Below are 26,065 nucleotides of genomic sequence, written 5' to 3'. Positions count from 1 at the left end.
AAGGATTAGTGGTTTCGGGTGTGCAGCAACACCGTCAGTTGCCGACTCATTACCCCTAATACGTCAGCGCGGGTGTAGCGGCTGGCTTCCAACAACTCGTGCTGTTGCCCAAACGTGTAGCATTCGTGATGCACGGCCTGCACTTCCGTATTGAGGTTGGGCTCATCGGTGAGGGTGCACAAGGCCTTGCGGGCTTCATCGGCCTGGTAGTGGGATACATCGACTGCTCCTGCTACGCTCACCAGTGCGGCCGCTTCCGCCAGCAGCGGAGTACCAAGTAGGGCTTCGGTACGCAAGGGCAGGTCAATTTCACCGACAAAGCGGGGAAGAGAGGCAGTGCCATACACCGGAATTTCGGCAGAGAATGTGCGGCCGTAGAGTGGCGGAAAAAGGAGGCTGTACTCGGGCGAACTGGCCAGCATAGCTTCGAGCGCGGTGCCTTCGTCGAGCACCTGCCCCAGCTGTTCCAGTAAAGCAGGCGGCACGTAGGGGTGGTGGCGGTAGGTGGCTTGCAGGCGGGGCAACAGCGCTTCCCACTGCTGGCGCAAGGCTCGCTTGTTTAGCACGCGCACTAAACGGCCAATAGCATCGGTTTCGATTACCAGCTTGGCCAGCAAGGGAGCCAATTCAGCAGTCAGTTGCTCGGCTCCCTGCCCGGGGGTTTGCACGCGGGAAAGTGTCGTGACATCGAAGACGAACCCGCCACTGGGAGTTGTATGGTGCAGGACTTTGCGCACCCGTAGCTGGGAGGCCCGCTCGCTGCTGAGGTTGCCCAGCCGCAACGCAGCCTGGGTAGTAATGGTGTAGACAACTTCAGGCACCAGGGCCACTAGCGAAGGAGAAAAAGCGCTCAGCATGACGGCAGCTGGGAGAAGCCCAACCTATAGAAAGAAGCGGTAGAAAGGACGCGCAGCTAGTTCCGAGCCCGAACAGCAAGATGAACAAATCTACTGCTAGATGGCCGTGCTTAATAACCTAGTGGTGGCCGGTGGCGTGGACCTCGCGCAGGTGAAAGGCCACCACCATAAGCGCCACCACGCCCCGCAGGCCGTCGAGGATGGGGTAATGAGGTTTGGTGGGTAGCGGGGTGGGCTGCATGCGGGTGGAAGTCGGGCTATTTCAAGTCTTCGCTTTTAAGCAGCGTAAACTTAGCCCTACCCAGTGAATCGCGCTGGTATTTCAGCGTGTGTCTTTCATGCGAGAATTCTTCAAGGATGAAAGAGCCGTCGCTTGTAATGATGGCCTCTTTTACGCCGTCGTTATCTGTGTCCTCAAAAGTCAAAGCCCCGAAGTCGGCCCCAACCGTAGGCCCAAGCGCTGTATTCTTATTCGCTTTCAAAACGGGGGTAAATGTTCGGTATCTATCGCCAGCACCGGGTCAGTCTTCCACCCACTCAACTTCAGGATAAGGATTGTGAGACTTCGACGTGAAGTAAAGCCCTAGTAAGCTAAGGAGAACGATAATAAATACTGGCTTTGAGAACAGCTTTCTCATACAAAGCGCTTAGTCGCTTTACTTCCTATTTCTTTTTAGCTCCTCAATATCCATTATATCCTTGGGGCGTGCATTAGCCTCTTTATCGACTATCAAATCATCAAAGCTTATGAATGGGATATCGACCTCACGGATGGTAATAATCTCACGCTTATTGAAAGACACACCAAATTTTAATGGCGCCCGCAATTCCGGCAAAAGGTCTAGTGTGAATTGCTCGAATTCGTACTTGAAGAATGACTTCCTGGGATTGGGCGACTGTTCTTGCTTGAATTTATTAACGTCCTGCCCAAGTTCTTCCAGCGTCTTCAGCACCCTGAAATAATTGCTATAAGTCGGGTTATACCAGAAATCTAAATCAGGTTTTTCCGCGACTACCCCAGCTGCATTCATCGATTGTCGGTAGTAGCCGTGCAACGCAACCGCGGTTCCGCCAACAATAAGATATTCGACATCCTGCTTGTTGAGGATACCGCAGACGGTGAGGAGGCTATTTACCAGGTTACCGTTCATCGGAGGGCTTTGCGCTCTTCTTGGCTGCTAACTCGCGTTGCAGAAGCTTTACAAACTCCTCGAATTCAGCATGCGCTTTGGCACTATCAGCTTGGTTCAGCTTGGCCGGCTGAATATCCGATTTCAGCGCTTCGAAGCTTGTGTATCGTGTCAGCTTTGCCATGATTGTATACTTGAGACTAACTCTCAGACCCTCTCCGCTAAGGTATAAGGTAAAAGAACTCTGATAAAGATAATAGCGGGCAACAAACCGGATTGGTTCGCTGCCCGCTACTTGTGACACTTAAGTTTCTAAAACGGGTTCCCTCCTACTTCTTCCCCAATGCCTTTGGCACGGGCGCATTATCCCCCGAAAAATCGAAGTACAGCGTGATTTCCTTGGCGTAGGACGGGTCTTTGCTGTAGTCGTAGTACATGTTGGTTTTGCCCATGGGGCCCATGTTTTCGGCTTTTTGCGACTTGGTGCCGATGGGTGTGATGCCGTGCATGAACGAGAGGTTGCCGCTGGGGAAGGCCGGGGCCGTGTTGTAGGGCTTGGCGGCGAAGCGGGGCGTGAAGAGGCGCAGGTACACGTCTTCCTGGTCGCAGATGATGGTGAGGGGCTGGCCGGTGGTTTGGAGCGTGAGCCAGTAGAAGTTGGAGTAGTAGCCCTTGAACTCGGGGTAGAGCGGGCTTTTGGTGCCGTCGGGCTCGCCGGTGCTGGTGTTGTTGTAGGCCTTGGTCCACACGCCTAGGTTGGTGCCTTTCAGGCGGTCTTTCCAGACGCGGTAGGGGCCATCGCCGCGCCACTGGATGCCGCGCACCTCCTTTTCGGGGTAGTTGAAGCTGAGGCCGGCTAGGGCAAAATCATAGTCTTTGGGAAAGTACTTGGCCGTCATGCGGACCCAGCCCGAGGGGTACACCGTCCATTGCAGCGATTGGTAGCGGCTGGCCTTGCCGAAGGTGGCGTCGATGACTACGTTGGGTCCATCCTGGTGCTGCTTGAGGCCTTCGAAGGCGGTTTCGCCTTCAGCCAGCACGGGGCCGTTGGTGAGCGGAATGAGGCCCTTGGCGTTGCGCACCTGGCGCAGCAGGCCGGTTTTGCGGCTGAAGGTGAGCGTGACGCCGTGGGCGCTGGCGGTGTAGAGCGAATCGGTTTCGGTGATAGTGGCCGAGCCTGTGCCGGTGGCGGGCACCAGCAGCTGGGCCACCTGCGCGGGGCGGGCAATGGGCCAGCTCCAGGTATAAATTTCGCGGCCGCTAGGGTCGTTGGCAGTCACGTAGAGCACATCGGCCTGCTGCCAGTCGGCGGGCAGCGCCAGCTTGAGCGGGCCGTACTCGGTGGGCGCGATGCTGGGCGCGGCGATGGTGCCGGTGCGTGGAGCGGGCGCGGCGCTGCTGCCAGGTGTGGACAGTTGGGCCAGCTTCCAGGCGAATTTGCAGGCGCTTAGGTTGGTGTAGGTGAAGCGGTTTTGGATGCGGAAGGTACCGTCGAAGGCGGGCGTGATTTCGCGGCGCTCGAAGAATATGGGGCTCCACACTTCCTTGATGGTAAAGTAGCTTCCCTCCTTCTCGCGGTACGGGCCCACGATGCCGTCGGGGCCGTGGTCGCCATCGGTGTCGAGGATGCCGCCTTTGTCGGTGCGCACCACGGCGGCGTCTGAGAAGTCCCAGAGGAAACCGCCGGCCGAGAGCGGCTCGCGCCACATTTGCTCCCAGTAATCTTCGAGGCCCGCGCCGTGGCCACCGTCGTACAGGCCGTGTAGAAACTCGGTGGGAAACACGATGTTGTGGCCGTGCAGGTGGGTGCCGTTGCCGTAGTCGTAGTTGATGTAGTGCTGGGTATCGGTGCCGCGAAATACTTGCCAGGCGTGCACCACGGGGCGCTTTTGCAGGTCCATGCGGTCGAGCACGGGGTCGAGGTCGAAGTTGTGGCCGCCCTCGTTGCCGTTTATCCAGCCGATGATGCTGGGGTGAGTTTCGTCTTTCACCACCATTTCTTCGGTGAGCTTGGTGCCGGTGGGCGTGTCGTAATTGGCGTGCCAGCCGGCCACTTCGTCAAACACAAAGAGGCCGAGCGAGTCGCAGGCTTCCAGGAAATGGTCGTCGGGCGGGTAGTGCGACATGCGCACGGCGTTCATGTTCATGTCCTTCATCAGGTTCACGTCCATGATGCTGAGCGCCTTGCTGGTAGCGCGCCCCGAGCTGGGCCAGAACGAGTGTCGGTTCACGCCCTTAAACTTGACCTTCACGCCATTCACGTAGTATCCTTCACGCTCGCGCAACTCCACGGTGCGGAAACCGAAGCGCTGGTTGAGCGTGTGCACGGTCTGGCCGCCTTTGCGCAAGGTGAGGGCCAGGCGGTAGCGGTTGGGCGTTTCGGGCGTCCAGGGCTGCGGATTGGAGACTGTGGTTTGCAGGTGCGTGGCTGCGCCCCCAGCCGCTACTGCAGCTTTGAACTCCCCTCCTACTTTCTGCCCATCCAGTGTATAAAGCTGTCCCAATACTTCATCGGCCTCGCCGCCCGCGTACACATCGGCTTTGAAGCTGCCGTCGGCCCGCGCATCTAGCGCCACGCGGCTGATATGCGCGGCCGGCAGCGCCTCCAGAAATACCGGGCGGAAGATGCCGCCGAAAATCCAGAAGTCGCCGCGCCGCTCGGCGTCATTTACTGACTCGTTAGCCGAGTGCTTGCTGACCTTGGCTTCGAGCAGGTTGGTTTTGCCATATTTCAGCAGCTTCGAGATGTCGTACTTGAAACGGTAGTACGAGCCCTGATGCACGGCCCCAGCCGACTGGCCGTTGATTTTGACTTCAGTATCCGTCATCGAGCCATCGAACACGATATTCACGACTTTGCCTTGCCAGTTGGCCGGCACTTTGAACTGATACTTATAGAGGCCGCTTTCTTTGCCGCGAGCAGTGTCTTTGTTGTGGCCGTAGTTGTATTTGCCGAAGCCTTGCAGTTCCCAGTTGGATGGCACCGGAATGGTAGTCCACTTGCCCGAATTGCGGCCGGCGGTGCAGTAGAACTGCCACTTCACAGTTTTGTCGTTGCCCGTGCCGGAGAGCATCTGGGTTTCGGTGCGCTGCGCGTGGAGTTGGCTCAGGGGAAGCAGCAAGAGTAGCAGCGCGACGAGTTTGGAAATCTGGGGTAATCGGGAAGGCATGCGGTTCGGGGTGTAGAGACGCGACACTTCGCGTCTCGTCGTTACTGATGTTGGTAGTGGTGAGGTGCTGATGCTTGGTTTTGGTTGTTCAACGAGGAGACGCGAAGTGTCGGTCTCCACATCGTTCTAATTGGCGCCCAAACCTTTGGGAGTTGGGTCCGGCGCCGACGTCTTCAACGACTTCAGATAAAACACCGCCAGCGGCTCCGAATCGCCGGCTTTGGGCAGGTCGTAGGCTTGGTCGGCGGGCGTGTCAGGCGTGGGGAAGTGGCGGGCCGGACCGGTGCGGAACATCACTCGCTCAAAGGCGGCGACTGGCGCGAAGAAGATGAAGGTGCTGGTTTTGCCGTTGGCCGTGATGGTGCAGGTGCGGCTGGGAGCATCCAGCGTCACTTTTAGGTCCAGTGGCTGGCCGGCCTGGTATTTGGTCACGCCTTTGAAGCGGGCGCCGGCTTTGTAGCTAAGCGTGCCGGTCGAGTCGAAGCTGAGCTGTACGGCGGGCTGGCCCTTGGCGTCCTGAAACTCGATTTGCAGTAGGCCGTGGTCGTTCTGGCCGGGCACTACCGACAGCTCGGCCACCAGTTGCTTGCTTTCGGGAATGATGCGCTCAGCCTTGGCGTAGTCGAACTTGTCGAAATCCTTAAGAATTAGGCCTTTGCTCCCATCGGGCAGCTTGCCGATTTCGACCGGCGCCTGTACGAGGCTATAGGTATTCCACTGGTCCAGTTCCTGCCCGGCGGGCAGCTGGGCGAAAACCTCATTGGCGTGGCTGGTGGCGGTGGCGCGCACAGGCACCGGTACCGAGGCCACCCAAAGGTCTTCTTTGTTCACGCTGTAGCTCACCCATAGCTTTTTATCGGGTGGCAGGCCGTCGCCTTCCTGGATGCCGCGCACGTACTGCGGGCCGTAGCTTTTGTAGTTGCCGCCGTAGCGCATGGGCGTGAGTTCGCCGTGCACCAGCCAGAGGTCGGTGTAATCGAGGCCGTTTTCGCTGGTTGAAATTGCCAGCGGCCAGCGAAATTCCGAAGGATTATACACCGTGGCGTAGCGTCCATCGGAGGTGCGCTGGCCCCAGATTTTGGCGTTGCTATTTACGAAGTGCGGCGCCCGAATGACCGGGTTAGGCCAGGTTTTGCCGCCGTCGGGGCTGATGGTGGTGAGGGCGTGCTTCCAGAGGCCCACCACGCGCTGGCCATCGGGCAAGTAGTAGTAGCTGAAGGCCTTGTAGTCCTTCTTAATGGGAATCAACGGGTCGTCCTTGTCCTGCTCCTCCACCATCTGCTGCATCATCAGCGGGTTGGCCAGTATTTCCTCGCAGGCGGCCACGAAGCCTTTGTCCTTGCTGGTGGTGTAGAAGGGATAAGCCGATTTAGACTTGTCCCAGGTCTTGTTGTTCCGCAGGAAATAAATCGGCCCAAACTTGCCGCCTGGCAGCACCTCGCGCACCACCCGGCCAATGCCCTGCCCGTCGTTGGGGTCGTCCTTGGCGTCGAGGGCCACGCCGTAGTAGCCCAGCGTCAGCAGGCGGTTTTTCTTCGAGGTGTAGAATCCGATGCGCTGGTGCATCACGGCCAGTAGGTTCTTGGCCACCTTGCCGGGCTGGTCGGGTTTGGTGAAGCCGTCGGGTACCTTATATGGAGGGAAGATGACCCTGGGGTTGGTCCAGGTGTAGCCGTCCTTGCTGGTTAGCAGCAGCGTGCGGCCGGGCGGCACGTGCTCGCCTACGGGGTTGCTGAGGTACTGGTAGTAAAACTGCCCCTGCCAGTAGGCCAGCATGGGCGCGTGGTTGTAGGTCCAGCCCTCGCCATTGGCGGCGTCGGGGTGCTCGCGATTGGCGCGCAGCACCTGCCGGGCGTGTGTGCCGATGGCCGGCCGCAGCTGTCCGTGGTGGTAGTCCACGTTGCTGAGCGTGGTGCCGGTGTAGCGGATGGTTTCGGGCGCGGTTTGAGCTTGGGCGGCCAGGGACCCTAGCGCCAGCACAGCCGCCAACCTCACCCCCCGCCCCCCTCTCCCGCGGAGAGGGGGAGCCAGCAGTTGCAGTGGTTGAACACTCCCTCTCTCCGCGGGAGAGGGGGCCGGGGGGTGAGGTGAGCTGTTGCGTTGTGTGACGGAGAATTCACTCATGGTTTTCCAATAGCTGATGCTGCACCCCCTACCCCTACCGGCGCGGTTTGCAACAAATTCTTAAGCGTCTTGCGCGGCACCATGAAGATGGTCCCGTGCTTGTGGCCGGTCGGCACGCTCACCTGGGCCGAGACGTCGGTGAAGGTTTTGAAGTCGCTGGTTTTAGCCGCGCCGTACTTCTTCTCTTTATAAGCGTCGTAGTAAATCAACCATTGATTATGCGGCAGCTTGGCCACGCTGGGACCTTCAGTGAAATTATCGGTGAAGGGAGGCGAGACTTGCAGGAACGGGCCAGTGGCGGTGGGCCCGAAAGCTATTTTGATGTCGCGCTCGGGCCGGGTGTTATCCTTCACCACCAGCACGTAATCATCCACGCCGCGCCGCAGCACTTCCGAATCGATGGCGCTGAATCCAGGGTCGAGATAGAGTTTCGTTTCTGAAAACTTCTGGAAATCCTTGGTTGTGGTGTAGTAGAGGCGGTGGTTATTATCCTCGTCCTCCACTCCTTTGGGGAAGCGCAACGGGATGGTACTGGCCCACACGATGAGAAATTGCTGCGTGGGTGGGTCGAAGAAAATTTCGGGAGCCCACACATTCACGGTGCTGGGTTCGTGGCTCATCACGTCGATGAAACGCTGCTCCGACCAATGCACCAAATCCTTAGAACTGGCATAACCGAAGCCCTTGTCGCCCTTCCAGCCGCAGGTCCAGACCAAGTGGTAGGTGCCATCCGGACCTTGTGCGATGCTAGGGTCGCGCATCAGCTTACTGGGGCCCACCTGTGGCGTCAGAAACGACTTACCGGCGTCCTGCCACTTGTAGCCGTCGTAGCTGTAGAGGAAGTGGAGGCCATCGGTAGCCGGCTCGTGGAAGGACGTGAACATGTAGGCCTCCTTCGCGCAGGAGCTTAGCAGGACGGTGCTACTGAGAATCAGGAAAGATTTGGAGAGGGATTTAAGCACGGTGCTTTAGCTGACGGAGTCCAGAATGAGCACCCAGTCGTTGCCATCCTTCTGCTCGCCGGGCGGGTTGAATTCCTGGGTGCCTTTATTGGGGAAGGTACCAATGGCGGTGGTTTTGCCGTCGCGCGGGCTGAACCACGAGGCCTTCACTTTTGCGCTGGTAATTTTGCCCAGATTCACCTTCATATTTCGCCCGTTGTAAGCGTAGATGAAGGCGTAATTCTTGCCCCGCGTAGCAAACAGGCGGTTGTACTTCTCGCCCGCATCACCGGCAATTAGCGACTGGTCGGGCACTCGCTCAAAATACGGCCGCGACAGCATCAGCTGCTTCAAATACTGCATCTGAGCCGCGCCAGGCGCATTGATGGCCGACGACCACAACTCACTGGAGCCATAGGCGCTGCCCTTATCGAAGCTGCTGTGCATCTGCATCACCGAGTTCTGCCCATAGGTATAGCCGAATGCACCTGCGAATACTGACCAGTAGCCATAGCGGCGCACGTCGGCATCGGTCCAGCGGGGCTGTTTGATATCATGCAGGCCTTGGGGAATGCCTTCGTAGGAAGGCTCACCGTCGATGCTCGGTTTGGCAGGTTTCAGCGCATAGTCAGCTTGTTGGTATTTCCAGTTATCGGGGCCGTAGTGGTTCTTCTCCTTGCGTGAGGTATCCTGTTCATAACGTTGGTGGCCCGACTGGTACATGTTGAAATCCAGCCAGCTGGCGTTGTGGAACCAGTCCGACGACTGCGTGCGGCCACGCGGGTGGTAGGTTTCTAGGTGGTTCGGGTCCACGGCTTTCAGGGTGGCCCCAATGGTGTTCCAGACCTTCAGCGAGTCGCTACCGGCGATGTCGCCACCGTTCAACCAGATGATGTTCGGCCGGTTCTTATACCGCTCGGCCAGGAAAGTGGCGTAGGTTTTGGCTTGCGCCTGGTTCACCTTGCCACCCTTTACATTGGTGCCCCATACCGGCACCATGCCCATGTAGAGGCCCTTTTTGGCGGCCAGGTCCACGATGTAGTCCATGTGGTCCCAGTAGTCGTATTGCGCGGCATCGGTCGGCGAGCTGCCGGGCGTGGTAAGGGGCCGGGCCACGTTGCCGTGCACCATCGCCGAGTCGCCGTACACGTTGGCGATGGGCACCTGGTGCAGCACCATCACTTGGATGACGTTGAATCCCTTTTTGCGGCGGTCTTCGAGGTACGTTTCAGCCTCTTCGCGCTTGAGCTTGCTGAAAAGCAACCAGCCGGTATCGCCCAGCCAGAAAAAGGGTTTGCCGCTACCCGTCATCAGGTAGCGGCCGTTGGGCGATACTTTGAGCGGGCCGGTGGTGGGCGCGGCCGGAGCAAAGGCTACTAAAAGCAGCAGAAGCAACGCAGAGAAACGGGTTATTATGGTCATCTATTCGTTACAAACAACAACAGAACGGTCATGCTGAGCGAAGTCGAAGCATCTCTATCGCAATGCTAACATTGATTACTTGCGAGGTAGAGATGCTTCGACTTCGCTCAGCATGATATTCTTATTCGTTAAGATTTCACCTTGCTGGCATTGGGCCGCACGTTCTGCAGCGGCACCACGCTGTTCAGGTATTCCTCGATATTGGCGTAGCCATCCTTGTCGCGGTCCTGGGTGGCGTCGGCGGCGCTTTTGGGGTTGAGGCCGTGAGCGGTTTCCCATTTGTCGGGTATGCCGTCGTTGTCGGCATCGGCGTAGGGCGTGCCTTTGTAATCGGGGTAACCACCCACTTGCGCAGGGTCGGTGATGATGCCGTTTTTATAAGAATCGGCGGGCAGGCGGCGCTTGATGTAGGGGCTTTGGGGCGTGGATTGCGCGTTTTTGGCGTAGGTAATTTTGCCGGTGCGCACGTCTTCCACAATGCGGGTATCTACAGCGTCGCGCTTGGGCAGGGTGCAGCCAGCGTTGGCCAGCACGTACTGGTAAGCCTCCTGGGCGGGCAACACGGTGTTCATGTTGGGCAGCGTGAAGGGCTTATCAGTCCGAACTTCGGCCACGATTTTCGCGGCGTCGGGCTGGTCTTCCACCTGCACGCCGCCGGCCCAGTTGTCCTGGGTCACTTTGTCGTTGCCGGCCACCACGTTGCCCGCCACATAGGCTTTGCCGAACAGGTTCTTCTGGTCTTTGTCGCGGCCCGATTCGGGCTTGAGGATGCGGTAAGAAATGGGTTCACCGGCCGGCGTGATGGGGCCGGGCTTGTAGTAGTTGTTCACGAAGTTGTACTCCGAGTGGTTGTCGCCGCCATCGGCCGAGCGGTTCCACCAGTTGAATACCACGTTGTTGGCGAAGTTGAAGTCGCCGTACATGCCCACCGATGGATTGCGGGCAATGTTATTGGCCCACAGGTTGCGGGTAAACAGGCTGTTCAACCCGCCGATGGTGCTGCCAAAAGCGTGGTTATAGGTATCGAGGCCTTCCGAGAAAATGGAGTTCTGAATGGTCACGTTTACCGTGGGCAGCTTGTCGGCCTTGCCGGTTTCGGGGTTGTGGTACACGTGCCGGTAAATGGACATGTTCTCATCCAAGCCCCAGGAAGCCGAAACATGGTCGATGATAATATTACCCACCGGATTACCGCCCAGGCCGTCATCGCGCCGGGCCACATCGGTAGCGCCGCGACGGAAGCGCACGTAGCGTACCACCACGTCGTGGGTGTTAATCCAGATTGACTCGCCCGCTACACAAATGCCGTCGCCCGGGGCCGTTTGGCCGGCGATGGTGACGTAGGGCGCTCGAATAATAATGGGGCTTTGCAGCTTGATGATACCCGCTACATTGAACACGATGATGCGAGCCCCGCCCTGCTCCAGCGCTTCGCGCAACGTACCAGGGCCACTGTCGGCCAGACTTTTTACCACGTACACCTTGCCGCCCTGCCCGCCAAAAACGTGGGCTCCCCCACCCTCCGCGCCAGGAAACGCCAGCCGGCTCGACTGAGGTAGGTCGCTGGGTTTGGCAGCCCAGGGAACGTAGGGCTTTCCAGCTTTGGCTTCGGCCTGAATGACGGGCTGCGCTTTCTGCCAGGCTTCCTCGGAGCGTTTTTCGGCGTCGGCCAAGGCGGCGTCGGCTTTAGCTTGTACCTCCGGCGGAATCTTGGGATACTGGGCGCGGGCGACTGGTGCGGCGCAGGCAGAGGCGAAGAGAACAGTAAGGAGGGCGCGGCGGTGGGACATTTGGGTTGTGTTTTTGTCATGTCGAGCGCAGCCGAGACATCTCGCTCGCTTTGTTCAACGATTGGTTTAGTAGTGACACGCGAGATGTCTCGGCTACGCTCGACATGACGGCTTTTGGTTCCTGTTAATAACCTGGGTTTTGCCGGAAGTCGCCCTTGTTCGTCACGGCGTCGAGGTCGCTTTGCGGGATGGGGCGCAGGGTATGGAAATCCTGGATATTGGGAGCCGCGTCGGGGTTGTAGAGGCGCACGCGCTCCACCAGCTTGCCGGTGCGCTTGAGGTCGAACCAGCGGACTTGCTCGCCGGCCAGCTCGCGGGCGCGCTCGTCGAGGATGAAGTCGAGCGTTACCTGGCTGGCGGTGATTTGCATGGCAGGGACGCGGGCAGGCGTGAGGGCAGCCCGGGTGCGAACCTGGTTGATGTAGTAGGCGGCCGAATCAAGCTTGCCGTTGCGGAACTGGGCTTCGGCGGCAATCAGGTAGATGTCGCCAAGGCGGAGCAGATTGGCATCGCGGGAGCTTTCCTGCACGGTGGCAGTGGCGCGGGTGGGGTCGTCAAACTTCCGCAGCGAGGGGTAGTGAAACCGGTCGAGGGGCGTGCCGTTGGCGGCGTAGATGTCGTCCACATCATACACCCGATAGCGGTAGCGACGGGTATACTGCTGCTGAAAGTTGGGAATGGAGCGCTTGGTGGTCAGCACGGCCGTGTCACCAATTGCGAACTTGTTTTGGCCGGTTAGGCCGGCTAGTTCGGTCGGGTTTTGGGCGACTTCGGCGGCAGTCCATTTGGGGATGGTGGCGGCGTTGTTGGCCAGCCAGGCCTGCTTGAAGGTGGCGTTGTAGCGGGCGTCGTTCTGCTCGTTGTAGAGGTTGAGCAGGAAGCGTGTAGGCATGTAGCGCACGTTGGCGAAGCCATTCAGGATGTCGCGTTGCAGGCCAGGCAGCGTACCGTAATCCATCAGGAAGAAGGTATTGCCCAGGTTGCTGCCGGCGTTGTAGGTGAGCGTGGGCGAGTAGTTCACGGCCCACAGCACCTCAGAATTGCGCTGATTGGCAATGTCCCAGAGGCTGGCGTAGTTGGTTACCAGACGAATGCCCTGCCCGGTGTATTTGCTTACCACGCGGTTAGCCAGATTGGCGGCGCGCTGGTACTGGCCGCGGGTGAGGTAGACTTTGGAGGCAAATGCCTCGGCGGCCGGCTTGGTGATGCGGCCGTAATCGGTGGTGGTGGCCGGCAGGTTGGCAGTAGCAAAATCCAGGTCCTGGAAAATCTGGTTGTACACGTCGGCCACGGGGGCGCGGGTGGCGGTGGTTACCACGCCTTCGGTGGGCTCCAGGCGCAGCGGTACGTCGCCGAACGACTCCACCAGATGGTAGTAGTACCAGGCCCGCATGAAGCGGATTTCGGCTTCGAGCACCGGGCGGCGGGCAGGCAGCAGGCCAGCGGTGTTTACGTATTTCAGGGCCTGGTTGCCGAGGTTGATGGCGGCGTAGCACTGCTGCCAGAGCTGGGCTTTCACCCAGATATTATCGGAAATTAGGCCCTGGTAGGTGGTCAGCGCTGGCTGGGGTGCGGCACCGCTCACCACCGTGCCGCCGTTGTTGGCGGCATTGGTCCAGATATCGGTGCCCATTTCGAGCAGCGCGTAGCCGGCCTCTTTGCCGTAGAGGGCGCGGTTGTAAGTGTACATGCCGGTTACGGCGGTTTCGAAGCCCTCGGGCGTAGTGAACACGGCTTCGGCCGTGGCGCCGCTGGGGTTGTATTCTTCGAGCTGGTCTTTGCAGGCGGTGGCCGCGAGCGCCAGCAGCGCCAGGGTCAGGTTCTTTTTGAGAGTCGTTTTCATGACGTCAATTCTATTAGAAGCCCACGTTCAGACCCACCACGTACACCCGGTTTAGCGGGCGGTCAATCACGCCCTCGCCTTCGGGGTCGAAGTCCTTGAGGTCGCTGAGGGTGTAGAGGTTTTTGCCCGACACGTACAGCCGCACGTTGTCGATGCGCAGCTTGCCGGTGGCGGCTTTGGGCAGGGTGTAGCCGAGGGTCACGTTGCGCACTTTGGCGTAGGACGCCTGGCGCTCGGTGAGGGTGGTTACGTAGTTAGAAACGCGCGTGGCGTTGGGTCGCGGGTACTCGTTGGTAGGGTTTTCGGGGGTCCAGTAGTCCACCACGGCGCCGTTGTTGCTGCCGCTGCGCTGGTACTTGGCGTAGTAGTCGGAGCTAATCCACTGGCCGACGCGGGCCACGAACAACACGTTCAGGTCGAAGCCCTTGTAGCGGAAGTCATTGCTGAGGCCGCCGGTCCATTTCGGCACGCGCGAGCCGATGATAGTGCGGTCGGCGGCCGTGATTTTGCCGTCGGGCACACCGTCGGGGCCTGACAGGTCGGCCACTTTGATGTCGCCGGGCTGGAACTGGCCCGGGGTGCCGGCCGCGGCCGCCGCGGCTTCCTCGCCCAGCTGCCAGATGCCGATTTTCTTGTAGTCGTAATAAATCTGGGAGGGCTGGCCTTCGATGAGCGAGTTGCGGTAGTCGTCGGCGATAACGTTGCCGTTGGGCAGCGACACGATGGTTTCGCGGTTGGCCGCAAACGTGGCGGTGGTGGACCAGGTGAAGGCGCCGCCGCGGAAGTTTTGCGAAGTCAGCGAGACTTCGATGCCGCGGTTGCGGGTTTTGCCGATGTTGCGGTTGACGGTGGTCACGCCCGTGAACAGCGGTAGCGTGTAGGGGAAAATCAGGTCGTTGGTGCGGGCGTCGTAGTAGTCCACGGTGCCGGTCAGGCGGTTGTCGAACAGGCCGAAGTCCACGCCGAAGTCGGCGGTGGTGGTCAGCTCCCATTTCAGGCTCTGGTTGCCGATGGTGGGCGAAATGGTATAGGCCGGCGCGGCGGTGGTTTCGTTGTAGGAAATCTGGGCCAGCGTGAGCGAGTTCTGGGTGGCGTAGGCGTTGATGACGTCGTTGCCGGAGATGCCGTAGCTGCCGCGCAGCTTCAGCTCCGAAAACACCTTCTGGCCCTTCATGAAGTCCTCGTCAATCACGCGCCAGCCCAGACCGGCCGATGGGAAAAACGCCCATTTGTTGCCCGGCGCCAGCTTCGAGGAGCCATCGGAGCGGCCCGTCACGGTCAGCAGGTACTTGCCCTTGAAGCTGTAGTTGACGCGGCCAGTGAAGGAAATGAGCTTGTTCTGCACGAAGCCGCTGCCGAAAAATGGGTTCTGGTTGGCGCTGCCCAGGTTGTAAAACGACTGCGAGGGCAGCACCTGGTTGGCCCCACCCACAAAGCTGTTTGTGTTGGTAAACGTCAGAATACTGCCCACGCCCGTGGCCGTGATGGAATGGTCGCCGATGTCCTTGTGGTAGGTCAGCACATTTTCCCAGCTCAGGTTGCGGTTCTGGTTGTTGGTGATGGACGCCTGCGAGTTGGCCCCGCGCCCGTCGATGGTGTTGCGGGCATAGAAGCTGCCGGCCTCCGAGGTCGAAAAGTTGGCGCCGAAAGTGGAGCGGAAAGTTAGGCCATTGAAGGGGGCGATTTCGAGGTAGGCAGCGGCCGAAATGCGGTTGGTTTTGGTGTTGCGCTGGTAGGCGCCGGGCTGCTCGTCGGCCAGCGGGTTGATGAGCGTGCCACCTAGGGGGAAGATGTTTAGGTTGCCGTCGGCGTCGTAGGGCGTGCCCAGTGGCGCTACTTGCGAGGCCTGGTTCAGCGGGTCGCGGCGGATGTCGTTGTCGGTATACGAAAGCTGCGTTTGGGCTCCAGCTTTCAACCACTTATAGATGGTTTGGTCGATATTCAGGCGGCCGGTATAGCGCTTGTAGCGGTCCAGGTTCAGCAGGCCTTTTTCTTCGAAGTAGTTGCCCGAAAAGTAGATTTTGGTGTTGTCCGAACCGCCCGAAATGCCAATCTGGTAGTTCTGCTGCATCCCGTTATTCAGCAGCAAATCCGACCAGTTCACGTACTGCCCGTTGTTGATGGCGTCGAGCTGCGGCGCGGTAAATACCTTGCTGTCGTCAGCCGGGCTGTTCCAGGTGCCCACCGCCCGAAAGGCTTCGCGCCGGAACGCCACGTACTGCGGCCCGTCCATGAACTTGCCGTAGCCAGCTACCTTCGTGAGGCCGGTGTAGGCATTCAGCGATAACCGGGGCTTGCCGTTGGTGCCGCGCTTGGTGGTGATGATAATCACGCCGTTGGCCCCGCGCGACCCGTAGATGGACGTCGAGGAAGCGTCTTTCAGCACTTCAATGCTTTCCACGTCGTTCGGGTCAATCACCGAAGCATCCACGCCCTGCACGCCGTCCACGATGTAGAGCACGTTGTTGGAACTGCTGGGGTTGGCAATGGAGCGGTTGCCACGAATGCGGATGGACGCGCCCTGGCCCGCGTAGCCGTTGGCCCGCGAAATGTCGGCCCCCGGGATTTTGCCTTGCAAGGCTTCCACCACCGTCGTAGTGGGCAGCTTCGTGACCTCCTCCCCTTTCACCGACGTGACCGCGCCGGTCAAATCGCGCTTCCGCACCGTCCCGTAGCCGATTACCACCACGTCGTCGAGGGCGGCGGCTTCGGGGGCCAGCTTCACTTCGATGCGGGTTTGGTCGGGCTTCACCACCAGCTCCTGGGCCTTATAGCTCAGGTAGGAAATCACGAGCGTGATGTCCTGCTTATCGGGCACCTGCAGGGTAAAGCCACCATCCGGGTCGGTGGAAATACCGTTCGTGGTGCCTTTCACCACCACGGTCACACCGGGCAGCACCTCGGCTTTATCGGCGCTCACCACATTGCCAGTAATGGTTCGCGTTTGGGCCTGCGCGGCACTCACACAGAGCACAGTAGCCGCCAGTATGGGAAAGAGAGGTTTCATAGGGTGGGATTTAGAAAGTAGTTGGGAGGGGCTGGGTGAGGCTACGCTGGCTGCGCAACCTGCGCAGGCGCGACCTCCATAGCCTTGGTCACGCCTTGCACATCGCCGCAGAAATGCACCTCGATGCCCAATTCCGCCAGCGCGGCGGCTTTGATGCGGCAGAGCTGGTGGGCCTTGGCAGCATAGGGTGCGTACACCACCTGGATGTGGTTAGCCTTGTGACGAGCCATCATTTGGTCGCGGGTTACGCCGCACAATACTGCGTGCATGATGGGCCATTCAGGGGTGGTTTCCTGCCAGCGGCGCTGGGTTTCGGCGGCGGGCAGGGCCACCGATTCGCCCACCCCAAGGTCGCAGTGCAGCTTGCCATCCATCATGTACACGCGGCTCCAGACGATGGAGCCGGGGCGGCTCACCCCCTTCACGCTGCCCCCGCCGAGACGGAAATACATGGCGGGCTGCCGCTCGCTGCTGGTGCCCGCGTAGCCATCAATGAAGTGAGCCGGAGGCGCAGCGCCCGAAATCAAGAACACCCACACAAATTCTTCGCCGTCGCCGGTGTCGAAGCTTTGGCCCCAGCGCAGGTCGTGCAGTGTGGTTTCGCCGCTCAAGCCCAACTCGTTCCAGAGGCGGTAAGTGAGCAGCGCATCGAGGCCAGCGCACTCGTCCACTTCATTAAAGTGCGGCAGCGCCTGGCCGGCGTACAGCTCCTGGCCGGTGGTGGAGAACACCGGCGGACGGTCGGCGTTATTCAGGAGTCCTTCGGCCAGGTCGCTGGCCACGGTCAGGTCCTTGAGGCCCTGCTGGTACTGGATGCCGATGGTGTCGCAGCCGAACTCATCGGCGATGCGCACGGCGGCAATGTACATCTTGCATTGCTCCAGTGTCTGGTTTTTAGTGAGCTGGGTGGCCTCGTCGGTGCCCCAGTTGAATTTCATGCCGCGGGCCAGCAGCCAGTCAAGCACGGTCTGGGCCTCGGCCTCGGTCACGTTGCGCATGGCGGCGTAGAGGCTGGCCTGACTCAGGCGCTCCTTGAAGATGCCGGTAGCGTGAAGCAACTCGTCGGGCACAATGGCGTTGTACATGCCCATGCAGCCCTCGTCAAAGACGCCCATGATGGCCTTGTGCTGCTTAAACTTTCGGCCAAAGGTGCGGCCGGCGTGCTCCTCGGTGGCGGGCAGTGTGGTGGTGGCGAAGCTCTTGACGTGGCGCTCGTCTTGGGTAATATGGCCGTGCTTGAGCCACTGTTTCAGGCCATTTTCAAAGAAAGCATCCGTAAAATCCTCGCTCCAAAGCGTGCTGTAGTTCACGTCGGCTTTGGTGAGGCAGCCGTTCAGGTTGAGCATGCCCACCAGGCCGGGCCACTGCCCGCTCCAGTTGGCCACCGTGAGGATAGGCCCCTGGTGGGTGGTGAGGCCAGCCAGCACGTGGTGCGAATACTGCCACACGCTTTCGGCCACGATGAGCGGCTGCTGGGGGTGGATGTGGCGAAACACCTCCATGCCCATGCGCTGCGAGTCGAGGAAGCCGTGCTGCTTCTGAGGGTCGTAGGCATGGGCGCGCTTCACTTTCCAGCCCTGCTTTTCGAGCGCCGCGGTGAGTTGCGCTTCCATGGCTTCCTGGGCGGCCCAGCAATTTTGGTTGGCGGCCAGGCGCAAATCGCCGCTGGCGAGGAGGAGGACTTCGTTGGTAGGGAAAGAAACCACAGCTTGCTACGGGAAAAAGTGAGTGCGAAATCTGCCGCGGCCACGGTTAGATATCCTGGCCAACGCGCTGAATTCCGCAGAAAAAATTTGGATGACTGGCTAGACAAATTTGCTAGCATATTCCCCCCTAAGCCTCCGCTTTTTTGCCTACTTAGTGTAGGATGTTACCATGGGTCCGGAACCCATCGCGCACTGCCGTTTTCAGGCTCTGAAGCCAAAATCAGTACGTCGCACCAAACAAAAGCAGCCTATTATCACGCCATTTAGCCCGCCAGGAGACCTGAGCAGGCGAGTACAGGAGAGTTCGGTTTTTAGAGAGCTATAGCTTAGTGACTACTTACTGACTGATTTTATCCATTCTCGACCAGTTTTGAGCTTCTCAGAGCTCAGGATAATATCCTAGAGAAGCCTAAGCCAGAGGCCCTTTTTTAACGCTGAACTCATCTTTATCGATTTACCTTCTGCCTCTACCCCAAACGATTTCATGATTTTGTAGCGGCTCGGCCCACCCGAATTGCTGCACCTCCTCCAATTCCCACCAAACTCCCCCTTCTCATGAAAGCCCATTTCCACAAAGTCCCGGTTGCTCCTCAAAGCTCTTTCAGCGTGCGGCACGACCAAAAGCCAAACTTTGGCACCGTGTGGCATTACCACCCCGAATTGGAGCTGCACTACGTTATTAAGGGCGAGGGCGTGCGCCTGATGGGCGACAACATCAGCAATTTCTCGTCGGGCGAAATCGTGCTACTGGGCGCCAACCTGCCCCACACCTGGCGCTGCAACGAGGAGTACTTTCAGGGCAACCCGGAGAAGGAAGTGGAGGCGATTGTGATTCAGTTTTTGCCCGAATGCCTGGGCCGCTACCTTTTCGGCCTGCCCGAGGCCTACCTCATTCCTAAGCTATTCGAGAAGGCCAAAAGCGGCCTGCTCATTACCGGCAAGGCCAAGGCCAAGCTGGCGCCTCTCATGCGCCAAGCCGTGCACGCCACCGACCTAGACCGTATCATCATCTTCCTCTCCATCCTGAAAATCCTCTCCGAAACGGCAGAAACCAAAACCATCGCCTCGGAGCACCACGCCTTCAAGCAGAGCAACGAGTCGGATGTGCAGCGCATCAACAAGGTGTGCAACTACACGCTGTCGAACTACAAAAAGGAAATCACGCTGGACGAAATTGCTTCCATCAGCAACCTGAGCGTCACTTCCTTCTGCCGTTATTTTAAGCTGATTACGAAGAAGACATACTACGACTTCCTCATCGAAATTCGCATCAGCCAAGCCTGCCGTCAGCTCATTGAGGACAAGCTGCCCACGGAAGTTATCTGCTTCGAATGCGGCTTTAATAACGTATCGAATTTCTATCGTCACTTCAAGAAAATCACCAAGATGACGCCGCTGGAATACAAGAAGAAGTACCTGCACAGCCATAAGGAATTGGCGATGGCAGCGTAACCTCACCCCGGACGCCCTCTCCCAAAAAGAGGGGGGTACCGGTCTGGTCACAACGATTCTCCAGATATCAAAAGAGCCTTTTGCATCAGCAAAAGGCTCTTTTTGGTTTTTGACTGCTCAAAGCTGGTGCCCCTCTTTTTGGGAGAGGGCGTCCGGGGGTGAGGTGAACGTGGCGGGCGTTATGCCACCAGTTCCAAGCTGCGGCTCAAGGTGCTATAGTCGCCGTACAGTGCCTCAACTCCTGCGCGGACTTCACCCGAGAAGTTACCCACTTTGCGGCGCGTGAAGGTGGAAATATCCACGCCGCGCTGCTTGAGGGAGTACTTGGCCACGGTCGGGTACACATCGTGCATCACGCCCATGTTTTTGATGAAAAACTCCTGCACCTCTGCTACTTCGTGTTGCAGCGAGGCGTTGTCGTAGTTCTTGCAGAGCCACACGATAAGCTCGGGGAAGAAATTACCCTGGATGCAGGAGAGGCCTGCCGCACCGGCACGCAGCGACTCCACAGCGTGGCCCATGTAGGCATCGTAGAGGCCGAATTTGTGGCCTTCGGTGGCCGCCAGCTTGGCGCGAATCTGCTCAATATCGAGGCAGGTGTCTTTGTGGTAAGTAACGCGGCCGGTAGCCACGAACTGGCCCAGCTGTTCGGCCGTTAGCACGCGCTTGTAGGGCTCGGGGCACTCGTAGAAGCCCAGGGGCACGCCGCTGGTCCACTCCAAAAGGCGGTGGAAACGCTCGTTGAATACGGCGTCAGATTCCTCTTGCGCGGCCAGTAGGCCGGTGATGACGATGACAGCTTCGGTCCCAGCTTCGTAGACTTGCTTCACGAAATCGGCCTGCTCGTTGAGGGGGCCGGCGAAGGTGCCGGTGGCGACTACGGGCACCGCACCGCCCACCACATCTACAATGTGATGGATGCTTTGCAGGCGTTCTTCAGCGCTCAGTTCAAACATCTCACTGGAGAGGCAATTGGCGAATAGCCCAGCCGCTCCGGACTTTAAATACATCTCTGTCAGTCCAGTAAGTGCTGGATAATCGATTTGCCCGTCGTTTTGGAAGGGCATGAGCATAACGGGGATAAATCCCTTGGATGCGTTTTTCATAATGATAAGGGCTGTGGCGGGTGAGCCGCGGGGGTTGTAAAAGTGGGCCGGCTAGTGGACGGACTGAGTTAAAGTTTCTTCGGAGGCGACAGGCGTAGCGCGGCGTTGGCGGAGGCGCGTGAGCAACAGGCCCAGCAGGAAAATGGTGAGCGTGCCCACTACTATCACCATGCTCTGGTGCAAGGGGTTGCGCAGTCCGGCCAGGCCCTCGGGCAGCTTGGGCGAGAGCGTGAGCCAGATGATGACCAGCACGCCGATGATGGTGGCGGTGAGAGCCTCAGCATTGCGCGTCTGGCGGCTGATGATGCCGAGCAAGAACAGGCCCAGCATACCGGCGGCGAAAATCCCCGACAGCTGCCACCACACGTCGAGCACGCTTTTCACGCCAATCATGGCAATGCCCACGCCCATGCCCAGCAGGCCCACCACCACAGTGCCAGTGTGCAGCATCCGCATGGTTTGCTTCACCCCCAGATTGGGCCGAAAATACCGTTCGTAGATATCAACAGTGAAGACCGTAGCGGAGGCATTCATGCCCGAGCTGATGGTGCTCATGGCCGCTGACAGGATGGCCGAAACGATAAGGCCAACGAAGCCAGGCGGGATTTTGGTCACCATGAAGTGCGGCATCACCTTGTCGCCGTAGTCGGCGGGCTGCAGGGCGGCGGCGGCCTGCGCAATCTGGCTCGCAGTGGCGGTAAGGGGCAACTTTTCGGCGGCCACTTTCAGCTTCACGGCCTCAATCAGCTCGGGGTGGACCTGGTAGTAGGCAAACAGCGCCGAGCCTATGATGAAGAACAGCAGCGAAGCCGGCACGTAAATCAACACGCAGAGCCAGATGGACTTGGCGGCCTGCTTAGCCGAGGTAGCGGTGTGGTAGCGCTGCACGTAGTTCTGGTCGACCCCAAAGTTATTGAGGTTGATGAAGAAGCCGTAGAGCAGCACCACCCAGAAGGTGGACTGCGTGAAATCGGGTGAGAAACCGCCGAGGCTGAACTTGTGCTGATGCTCGCCGATGGCCACAATTTTGGAGAAGCCGCCCGGCATGTTGGTCACAATCAGGTACAGAATGAGCAGGGCGCCGAAGGTCTTCACCACGCCCTGCACCACCTCCGTCCAGATGACGGCCTCAATACCGCCCAGCACAGTGTACACGATGATGCAGCTACCGGTGACGAGCATAATCAGCTCCATCGAGAAGCCGGTGAGGGCCTGCAAGGTCAGGGCAATGCCGAAGAAGATGGACCCAATACGGGCCAGTTGGGTGAGCAGGAAGCAGGCTACCGCGTAAGTCCGAGCCCAGCTCCCAAAACGGTGCTCAAGGTGTGTATAGGCCGATATTTCGCCGGTGCTGCGGTAGAACGGCACAAAGTAGCGCGTAGCTACCCACGCCGCCAGCGGCATCGAAATACTGAAAACAAAGGCATTCCAGTTGGTGCCAAAGGCCTTGCCCGGCACGCCCAGAAAGGTGTTGCTACTCAGGAATGTAGCATAAATGGACATGCCGATGGCCCAGCCGGGAATCATTCCGGAGGCGCTGGAATACTGCTCAGCGCTGTCGTTTTTTCGGGCAAACCAGGCGCCCACGGCAATCATGGCGGCCAGATACAGCGCGATGATAACAAGGTCAAGAACTCGCAAATTGCTCATGAGGCCATATTACCAAATTGCCGCGACATTGAGCCAGAAATGGTGCTCGTGGTACTGATAGCAAATTTACCAGTAGCGCCAGCGGAGGCCGTGTAGCTTGTTAGCTTCCTATTGTAACATCTTAGCGCAGGACCTCACCCCCGGCCCCTCTCCCGCGGAGAGGGGAGCCACGGCGGTGCGACCGTCTGCAATCGTCAGGCTCCCCTCTCCGCGGGAAAGGGGCCGGGGGTGAGGTCTCGCCTACTGCACATCCAGCCCGGAAACGCTCAGCCCAGCGGCGGCTGTACCCGCGAGCTTGACGCGGTAGCTGCCCGCATTTATCATGCCGCCGGTGGAGGTGGTGAGGTAGTTCCACTTGCCGGGCTTGGAGGGCGCCAGTTCAACGGTTTCGGTTTTGAGGACGGTACCATCGGCCAGGGCCAGGGTGAACAGGGCGGTGAGCGGCTGGGTGCCTTGATTGGCGTACCGAAACGTGAGCGAATAGGTATCGGCCACGCCCGTCTGGATGGTCCACTCGATGGCGTTGCCGGTGGGCTCTTTGAAGGTGATACTTTCCTTGGTGTTGACGGGTTCCCTCACAAGGCCGGGACCGCTGAGGCGCGCAGTGGCGGGTTTGTAGCCGGTAGTGGGCTTGAGGTCGTAAGCCGGCTCGATGGTGCTGGCGCGGTTCACAGCCACGACGTAGGGGCTGCTGCTGGAGCCGAATGCAACGGAAGCATTGGCCGGGAAGCGCTTGCGATACAGGTGGAAAGTGCTGGTGGCTGGACCATTGGTTTCGAGGGTCGTTTTGGTATCCTCGTAATCCTTGAGCCAGGTTGGGCGAGTGGTCTGTTTGACATCAAGAGCAACGTACACATCGGCAGCGGTGCTAACGCTGAATGCGCCACCGGCAGCCCCAGGCTTGCTGGGTCCGCGCAGCCATTCGGCCCCGTAGAGGGCGGAAGGTAAGGCACTGAAAGTGGCCGGCGCGTCGCTGAAGCTCTGGCTACCCGTGTCGAGCCAGGTTTGGGCCGACCATTGCGCGGCCTGGGCCTGGTTGCTGATTTTCAGGTTGCCGATGACGGACTGCGGAGACGGGGCCGGCTGGGCGCTGGCATCGGCGGTGGCAATTGCAATGGCAGAAATCAGGGCTTGGCCGGAAGCGACGTGCGGGAAGGAGATAACGAGCTGGCCGTCGGTCACGCGGACTTTCACGGTCTTTTTCAGGGCTTGGTCGTGGCCGGCTTCCTTCCAGATGTCGAGGTTTTTCAGCACCGTTTCCTGGTTAACGGCCACGTCGAACAGGCGCCAGCCAGTGCAATCCAGCCCGCCGCCGGTGCCCAGCCAAGGCTCCGTGAAATACAGCTCCACCGAATACTCGCCATTGGGCACGGGGAAGGCGTAGCGCAGTTTCTCGCGGCCGTAGCGGAAGTTCTCGAACAACGGCCAGTCGCGGGTGCCGCGGATGGGGTCGTGGGTGCGGCGCTGGCTGGCGAAGAAGGGCGTGATGCCGGGGAAGTCCTGCGTCCAAGACTCCGAACCCCAGGTTTGGGGGCCGGTGCGGGGCTGGTCGGCCTGCCAGGTGCTGCCGTTTTGGTCCTGGTAGGCAGGGCCGCCGCAGTTCACGCGGTATAGGTAGTTCAGGCCCGGCTGCGGTTGGGTGAGGGGCTGAGCATCGGCAAGGAACTGGTCGAAATTCGGTGCTTTGGGCAGGTGGTGCAACACAATGTAATCCTTCGCCACGGCTTTGCCAGCCACATAGCCCACGGCATAGAGCACGTTGTATTTGATGTCGACGCCATCCCACTGGAAATGGGTGCCAATGCCCGCCGGGCGGGTTTTGCGGCCCAACGAGGCGGCATTTACGTCATTGAAAAGCTCCACTTCATCGCAGTTGGAATAAACCGTGATGCTGTCCTGACGGCCAAGCGTGCGCCAGCGGTCGGGCCAGGTGTGTGAGGCGAGGTACACCATCGGCTCCTTGTCTTTGGGCGCGTAGTTGGCCCGGAACATGTAGAAGGCATCCGTTGGCTCCTCCCAGGGCGTGAGCAAGCCCTTGTAGTTGACGGGGCCAATGCGGTCGAGTTCGCGCTGGCCTTCGCCGCCCTGCACCCGGCCGGGGTTGTCGTGTGAGGTCAGCAGCCAAAAGAAGTGGCCGGCGGTTTGGTCCTTGGCAGCTTCGGCGAGGCGCACTTTCAGCTCCATCAACTGGGCAAACCGGTCTTCGCTGAAAGGACCGTTGTTGAAGGCGGGCGGGCCGGACTGGTGCAAGTCGAGGGTGCGCCAGGCGCCGTATTCGCCGATGAGGACTTGACGGGCCACATCGGCGCCGTACTGGTTGGGGTCGCCGCCGTAGGTGCCGGTCCAGTTCTGGGGCACGTCCCAATCGGTGCCCTGGCCACCGTTACAGGTCGTAATTTTGCGTTCGCGGGAGGCCGTGGGGTCGAGCTGGCGGATGAGGGCGCTGCACTCGCGGGCGAAGTCGGCGGGCAGGGTGCTTTCGTTCTCAAGTCCCCAGAGTACTACCGAGGGGCTATTGCGGCGCTCCTTTACCCAGTCGGTGAGCAGGGTTTTGAAGTTCTGGCGGAACGTGGGCGTGTCGTACCACACGTGCGCGGCCAGTTGCGGCCACCACAATAGCCCCAGCGAATCCCAGTTGGCCTGGTAACGCAGGTTATGCGGCTGGTGGGCATCGCGGAAGGCGTTGAAACCGGTGGCTTTTATCATTTGCACGCGGGTGCGAATCTGCTCCGGCGTGAAGGCGTGGCTTTGGCCCAGCAAGTGCTCATATTCAGCAATGCCATTGATGAAAACCGGCTGCCCGTTCAGCAAAAACTGCTTCTGCCCGGCTGCGGCGGCACGCCCAATCGGCCAACTCACCCAGCGAATGCCGTAGGGTGTTTCTACCTCATCGAGCAGGTTGTTCTTGGCGCTGACTTTAGTAACCAGCCGATATAAATATGGGTCGGCCAACGACCATAGGTGCGGCTGCTTCAGCACCGGCAGTTGCTGGTGAAGCTGCGCGCTGGCCCCGGCCGCCAGCTTCTGCTTTGTGCTGATTTCGGCCACGCTCCTCCCCTGCCGGTCCAGCAGCCGACTGCTGACGGTGAGGGTTTGCGCCCTGGTCCCGTAGTTTTTTAGTTCAGTGTCAGCTCGTAACTGTGCCGCCTGGGCCGACACCGTAGAATCGGCCCAGACGTGGACGCCGAACGGCTCGACCCGCACCGGGCTGGTGACTACCAGCGACACCGGCCGGAAAATGCCCATCGGCTGCGAGCCCTCCGAGAAGCCGCGCTCTTCGGAGCAGCCGCCGCATACCCAGGGCAAATCCTGAATATTGGCGGGATGGTCGGCGCGCACGGCCAGCACGTTGGGCTGGCTGGCGGGGCGCAGGGTGGTGGTTACGTCTAGGGTGAAAGTAGTACGGCCACCGGCATGGTAGCCCACCTTTTGGCCGTTCAGCCACACCGTGGCGTAGGAGCCCACACCTTCAAAGAACAGGAAGCTGCGGGCGTCTTTCGCGGTGGCCGGCGACGGAAAGGTTTTGCGGTACCAGGCGTAGCCGTGGCGGTTGCCGTGACGCTGGCGGCGGTAGCCTTCGTAGGCGTCCCAGTTGTGGGGCACGGCCACGGTTTGCCAAGCCTGGTCGTTGAAATCGGGGCGCTCGAAGTTGGGGTGGGCCTGCTGGTTTTTATCGTCGGCAGCGGTGCGCCAGTTTTCCAGCAGGGGGATGGTGGTACGGGTTTGGGCGCGGGCGGTGAATGAGAGCAAGAACAGCAGGATTCTTACCGCCTGACGAGCAACCTCACCCCCTAGTCCCCTCTCCCGCGGAGAGGAGGAACCAGCTATATTTTTTAGTTTTTGAAACAGGAATTTGACACTCATTGT

The 26,065-nt window shown here is 59.5% G+C and carries 17 protein-coding genes; 1 reads left to right on the top strand and 16 read right to left on the bottom strand.

What is annotated here, in order from left to right:
• Positions 1-5: 5 nt before the first annotated feature.
• The 13 genes from J4E00_RS13960 to J4E00_RS13905 form a co-directional block, all read right to left on the bottom strand.
• Complete coding sequence (locus J4E00_RS13960) at positions 6-857, bottom strand: hypothetical protein (RefSeq protein ID WP_208175785.1); 852 nt, start codon at positions 855-857, stop codon at positions 6-8.
• A 118-nt stretch (positions 858-975) separates the two neighbouring features.
• Complete coding sequence (locus J4E00_RS29860; protein ID WP_262898413.1) at positions 976-1,098, bottom strand: hypothetical protein; 123 nt, start codon at positions 1,096-1,098, stop codon at positions 976-978.
• 16 nt (positions 1,099-1,114) lie between these two features.
• Entirely contained in the window at positions 1,115-1,339 is a 225-nt protein-coding gene (locus tag J4E00_RS13955) for a hypothetical protein (protein ID WP_208175784.1), read from the bottom strand.
• A 174-nt stretch (positions 1,340-1,513) separates the two neighbouring features.
• Positions 1,514-2,008, bottom strand: a complete 495-nt coding sequence (locus J4E00_RS13950; RefSeq protein ID WP_208175783.1) for a nucleotidyl transferase AbiEii/AbiGii toxin family protein — start codon at positions 2,006-2,008, stop codon at positions 1,514-1,516.
• Complete coding sequence (locus J4E00_RS13945; protein ID WP_208175782.1) at positions 1,998-2,171, bottom strand: hypothetical protein; 174 nt, start codon at positions 2,169-2,171, stop codon at positions 1,998-2,000. The genes J4E00_RS13950 and J4E00_RS13945 overlap by 11 nt, the downstream gene beginning before the upstream one ends.
• A 145-nt stretch (positions 2,172-2,316) precedes the next feature.
• Positions 2,317-5,157, bottom strand: a complete 2,841-nt coding sequence (locus J4E00_RS13940) for a glycoside hydrolase family 2 protein (RefSeq protein WP_208175781.1) — start codon at positions 5,155-5,157, stop codon at positions 2,317-2,319.
• Between the two features lie 126 nt (positions 5,158-5,283).
• On the bottom strand, positions 5,284-7,137 hold the full coding sequence (locus tag J4E00_RS13935; protein ID WP_208175780.1) for a six-hairpin glycosidase: 1,854 nt from the start codon (positions 7,135-7,137) through the stop codon (positions 5,284-5,286).
• A gap of 140 nt (positions 7,138-7,277) precedes the next feature.
• On the bottom strand, positions 7,278-8,243 hold the full coding sequence (locus tag J4E00_RS13930) for a glycoside hydrolase family 43 protein (protein WP_317196627.1): 966 nt from the start codon (positions 8,241-8,243) through the stop codon (positions 7,278-7,280).
• Between the two features lie 6 nt (positions 8,244-8,249).
• Positions 8,250-9,617, bottom strand: coding sequence for a glycoside hydrolase family 140 protein (locus J4E00_RS13925; protein WP_236049771.1), 1,368 nt, complete (start codon positions 9,615-9,617; stop codon positions 8,250-8,252).
• A 155-nt stretch (positions 9,618-9,772) separates the two neighbouring features.
• The gene (locus J4E00_RS13920; RefSeq protein WP_208175778.1) at positions 9,773-11,434 is read right to left on the bottom strand and encodes a polysaccharide lyase family 1 protein; all 1,662 of its coding nucleotides are present in this window, start codon (positions 11,432-11,434) and stop codon (positions 9,773-9,775) included.
• Between the two features lie 124 nt (positions 11,435-11,558).
• Positions 11,559-13,277, bottom strand: coding sequence for a RagB/SusD family nutrient uptake outer membrane protein (locus tag J4E00_RS13915; RefSeq protein WP_208175777.1), 1,719 nt, complete (start codon positions 13,275-13,277; stop codon positions 11,559-11,561).
• A gap of 13 nt (positions 13,278-13,290) precedes the next feature.
• Positions 13,291-16,284 carry a SusC/RagA family TonB-linked outer membrane protein gene (locus J4E00_RS13910; RefSeq protein ID WP_208175776.1) on the bottom strand — a complete coding sequence of 998 codons (2,994 nt, stop codon included), beginning with the start codon at positions 16,282-16,284 and terminating at the stop codon, positions 13,291-13,293.
• A 41-nt stretch (positions 16,285-16,325) separates the two neighbouring features.
• A complete protein-coding gene (locus tag J4E00_RS13905; protein WP_317196626.1) occupies positions 16,326-17,990 on the bottom strand; it encodes a fucose isomerase in 1,665 nt (554 codons plus the stop codon).
• Positions 17,991-18,545: 555 nt separating this feature from the next.
• On the opposite strand from J4E00_RS13905, the gene J4E00_RS13900 reads away from it, so the two are divergent.
• On the top strand, positions 18,546-19,442 hold the full coding sequence (locus J4E00_RS13900; RefSeq protein ID WP_208175775.1) for an AraC family transcriptional regulator: 897 nt from the start codon (positions 18,546-18,548) through the stop codon (positions 19,440-19,442).
• A 179-nt stretch (positions 19,443-19,621) separates the two neighbouring features.
• Here the strand turns inward: J4E00_RS13900 and J4E00_RS13895 are convergent, their stop codons facing one another.
• From J4E00_RS13895 to J4E00_RS13885, 3 genes are all read right to left on the bottom strand, one after another.
• Positions 19,622-20,548, bottom strand: a complete 927-nt coding sequence (locus J4E00_RS13895) for a dihydrodipicolinate synthase family protein (protein ID WP_208175774.1) — start codon at positions 20,546-20,548, stop codon at positions 19,622-19,624.
• Positions 20,549-20,599: 51 nt separating this feature from the next.
• Complete coding sequence (locus J4E00_RS13890; protein ID WP_208175773.1) at positions 20,600-22,198, bottom strand: sodium:solute symporter; 1,599 nt, start codon at positions 22,196-22,198, stop codon at positions 20,600-20,602.
• Positions 22,199-22,438: 240 nt separating this feature from the next.
• Positions 22,439-25,948: a malectin domain-containing carbohydrate-binding protein gene (locus J4E00_RS13885; RefSeq protein WP_208175772.1), complete on the bottom strand. Its 3,510-nt coding sequence runs from the start codon at positions 25,946-25,948 to the stop codon at positions 22,439-22,441.
• Positions 25,949-26,065: the final 117 nt, after the last annotated feature.

Source organism: Hymenobacter negativus, assembly GCF_017571495.1.
Classification (GTDB): Bacteria; Bacteroidota; Bacteroidia; order Cytophagales; family Hymenobacteraceae; genus Hymenobacter; species Hymenobacter negativus.
This window is presented reverse-complemented; position numbering and strand designations above follow the sequence as displayed.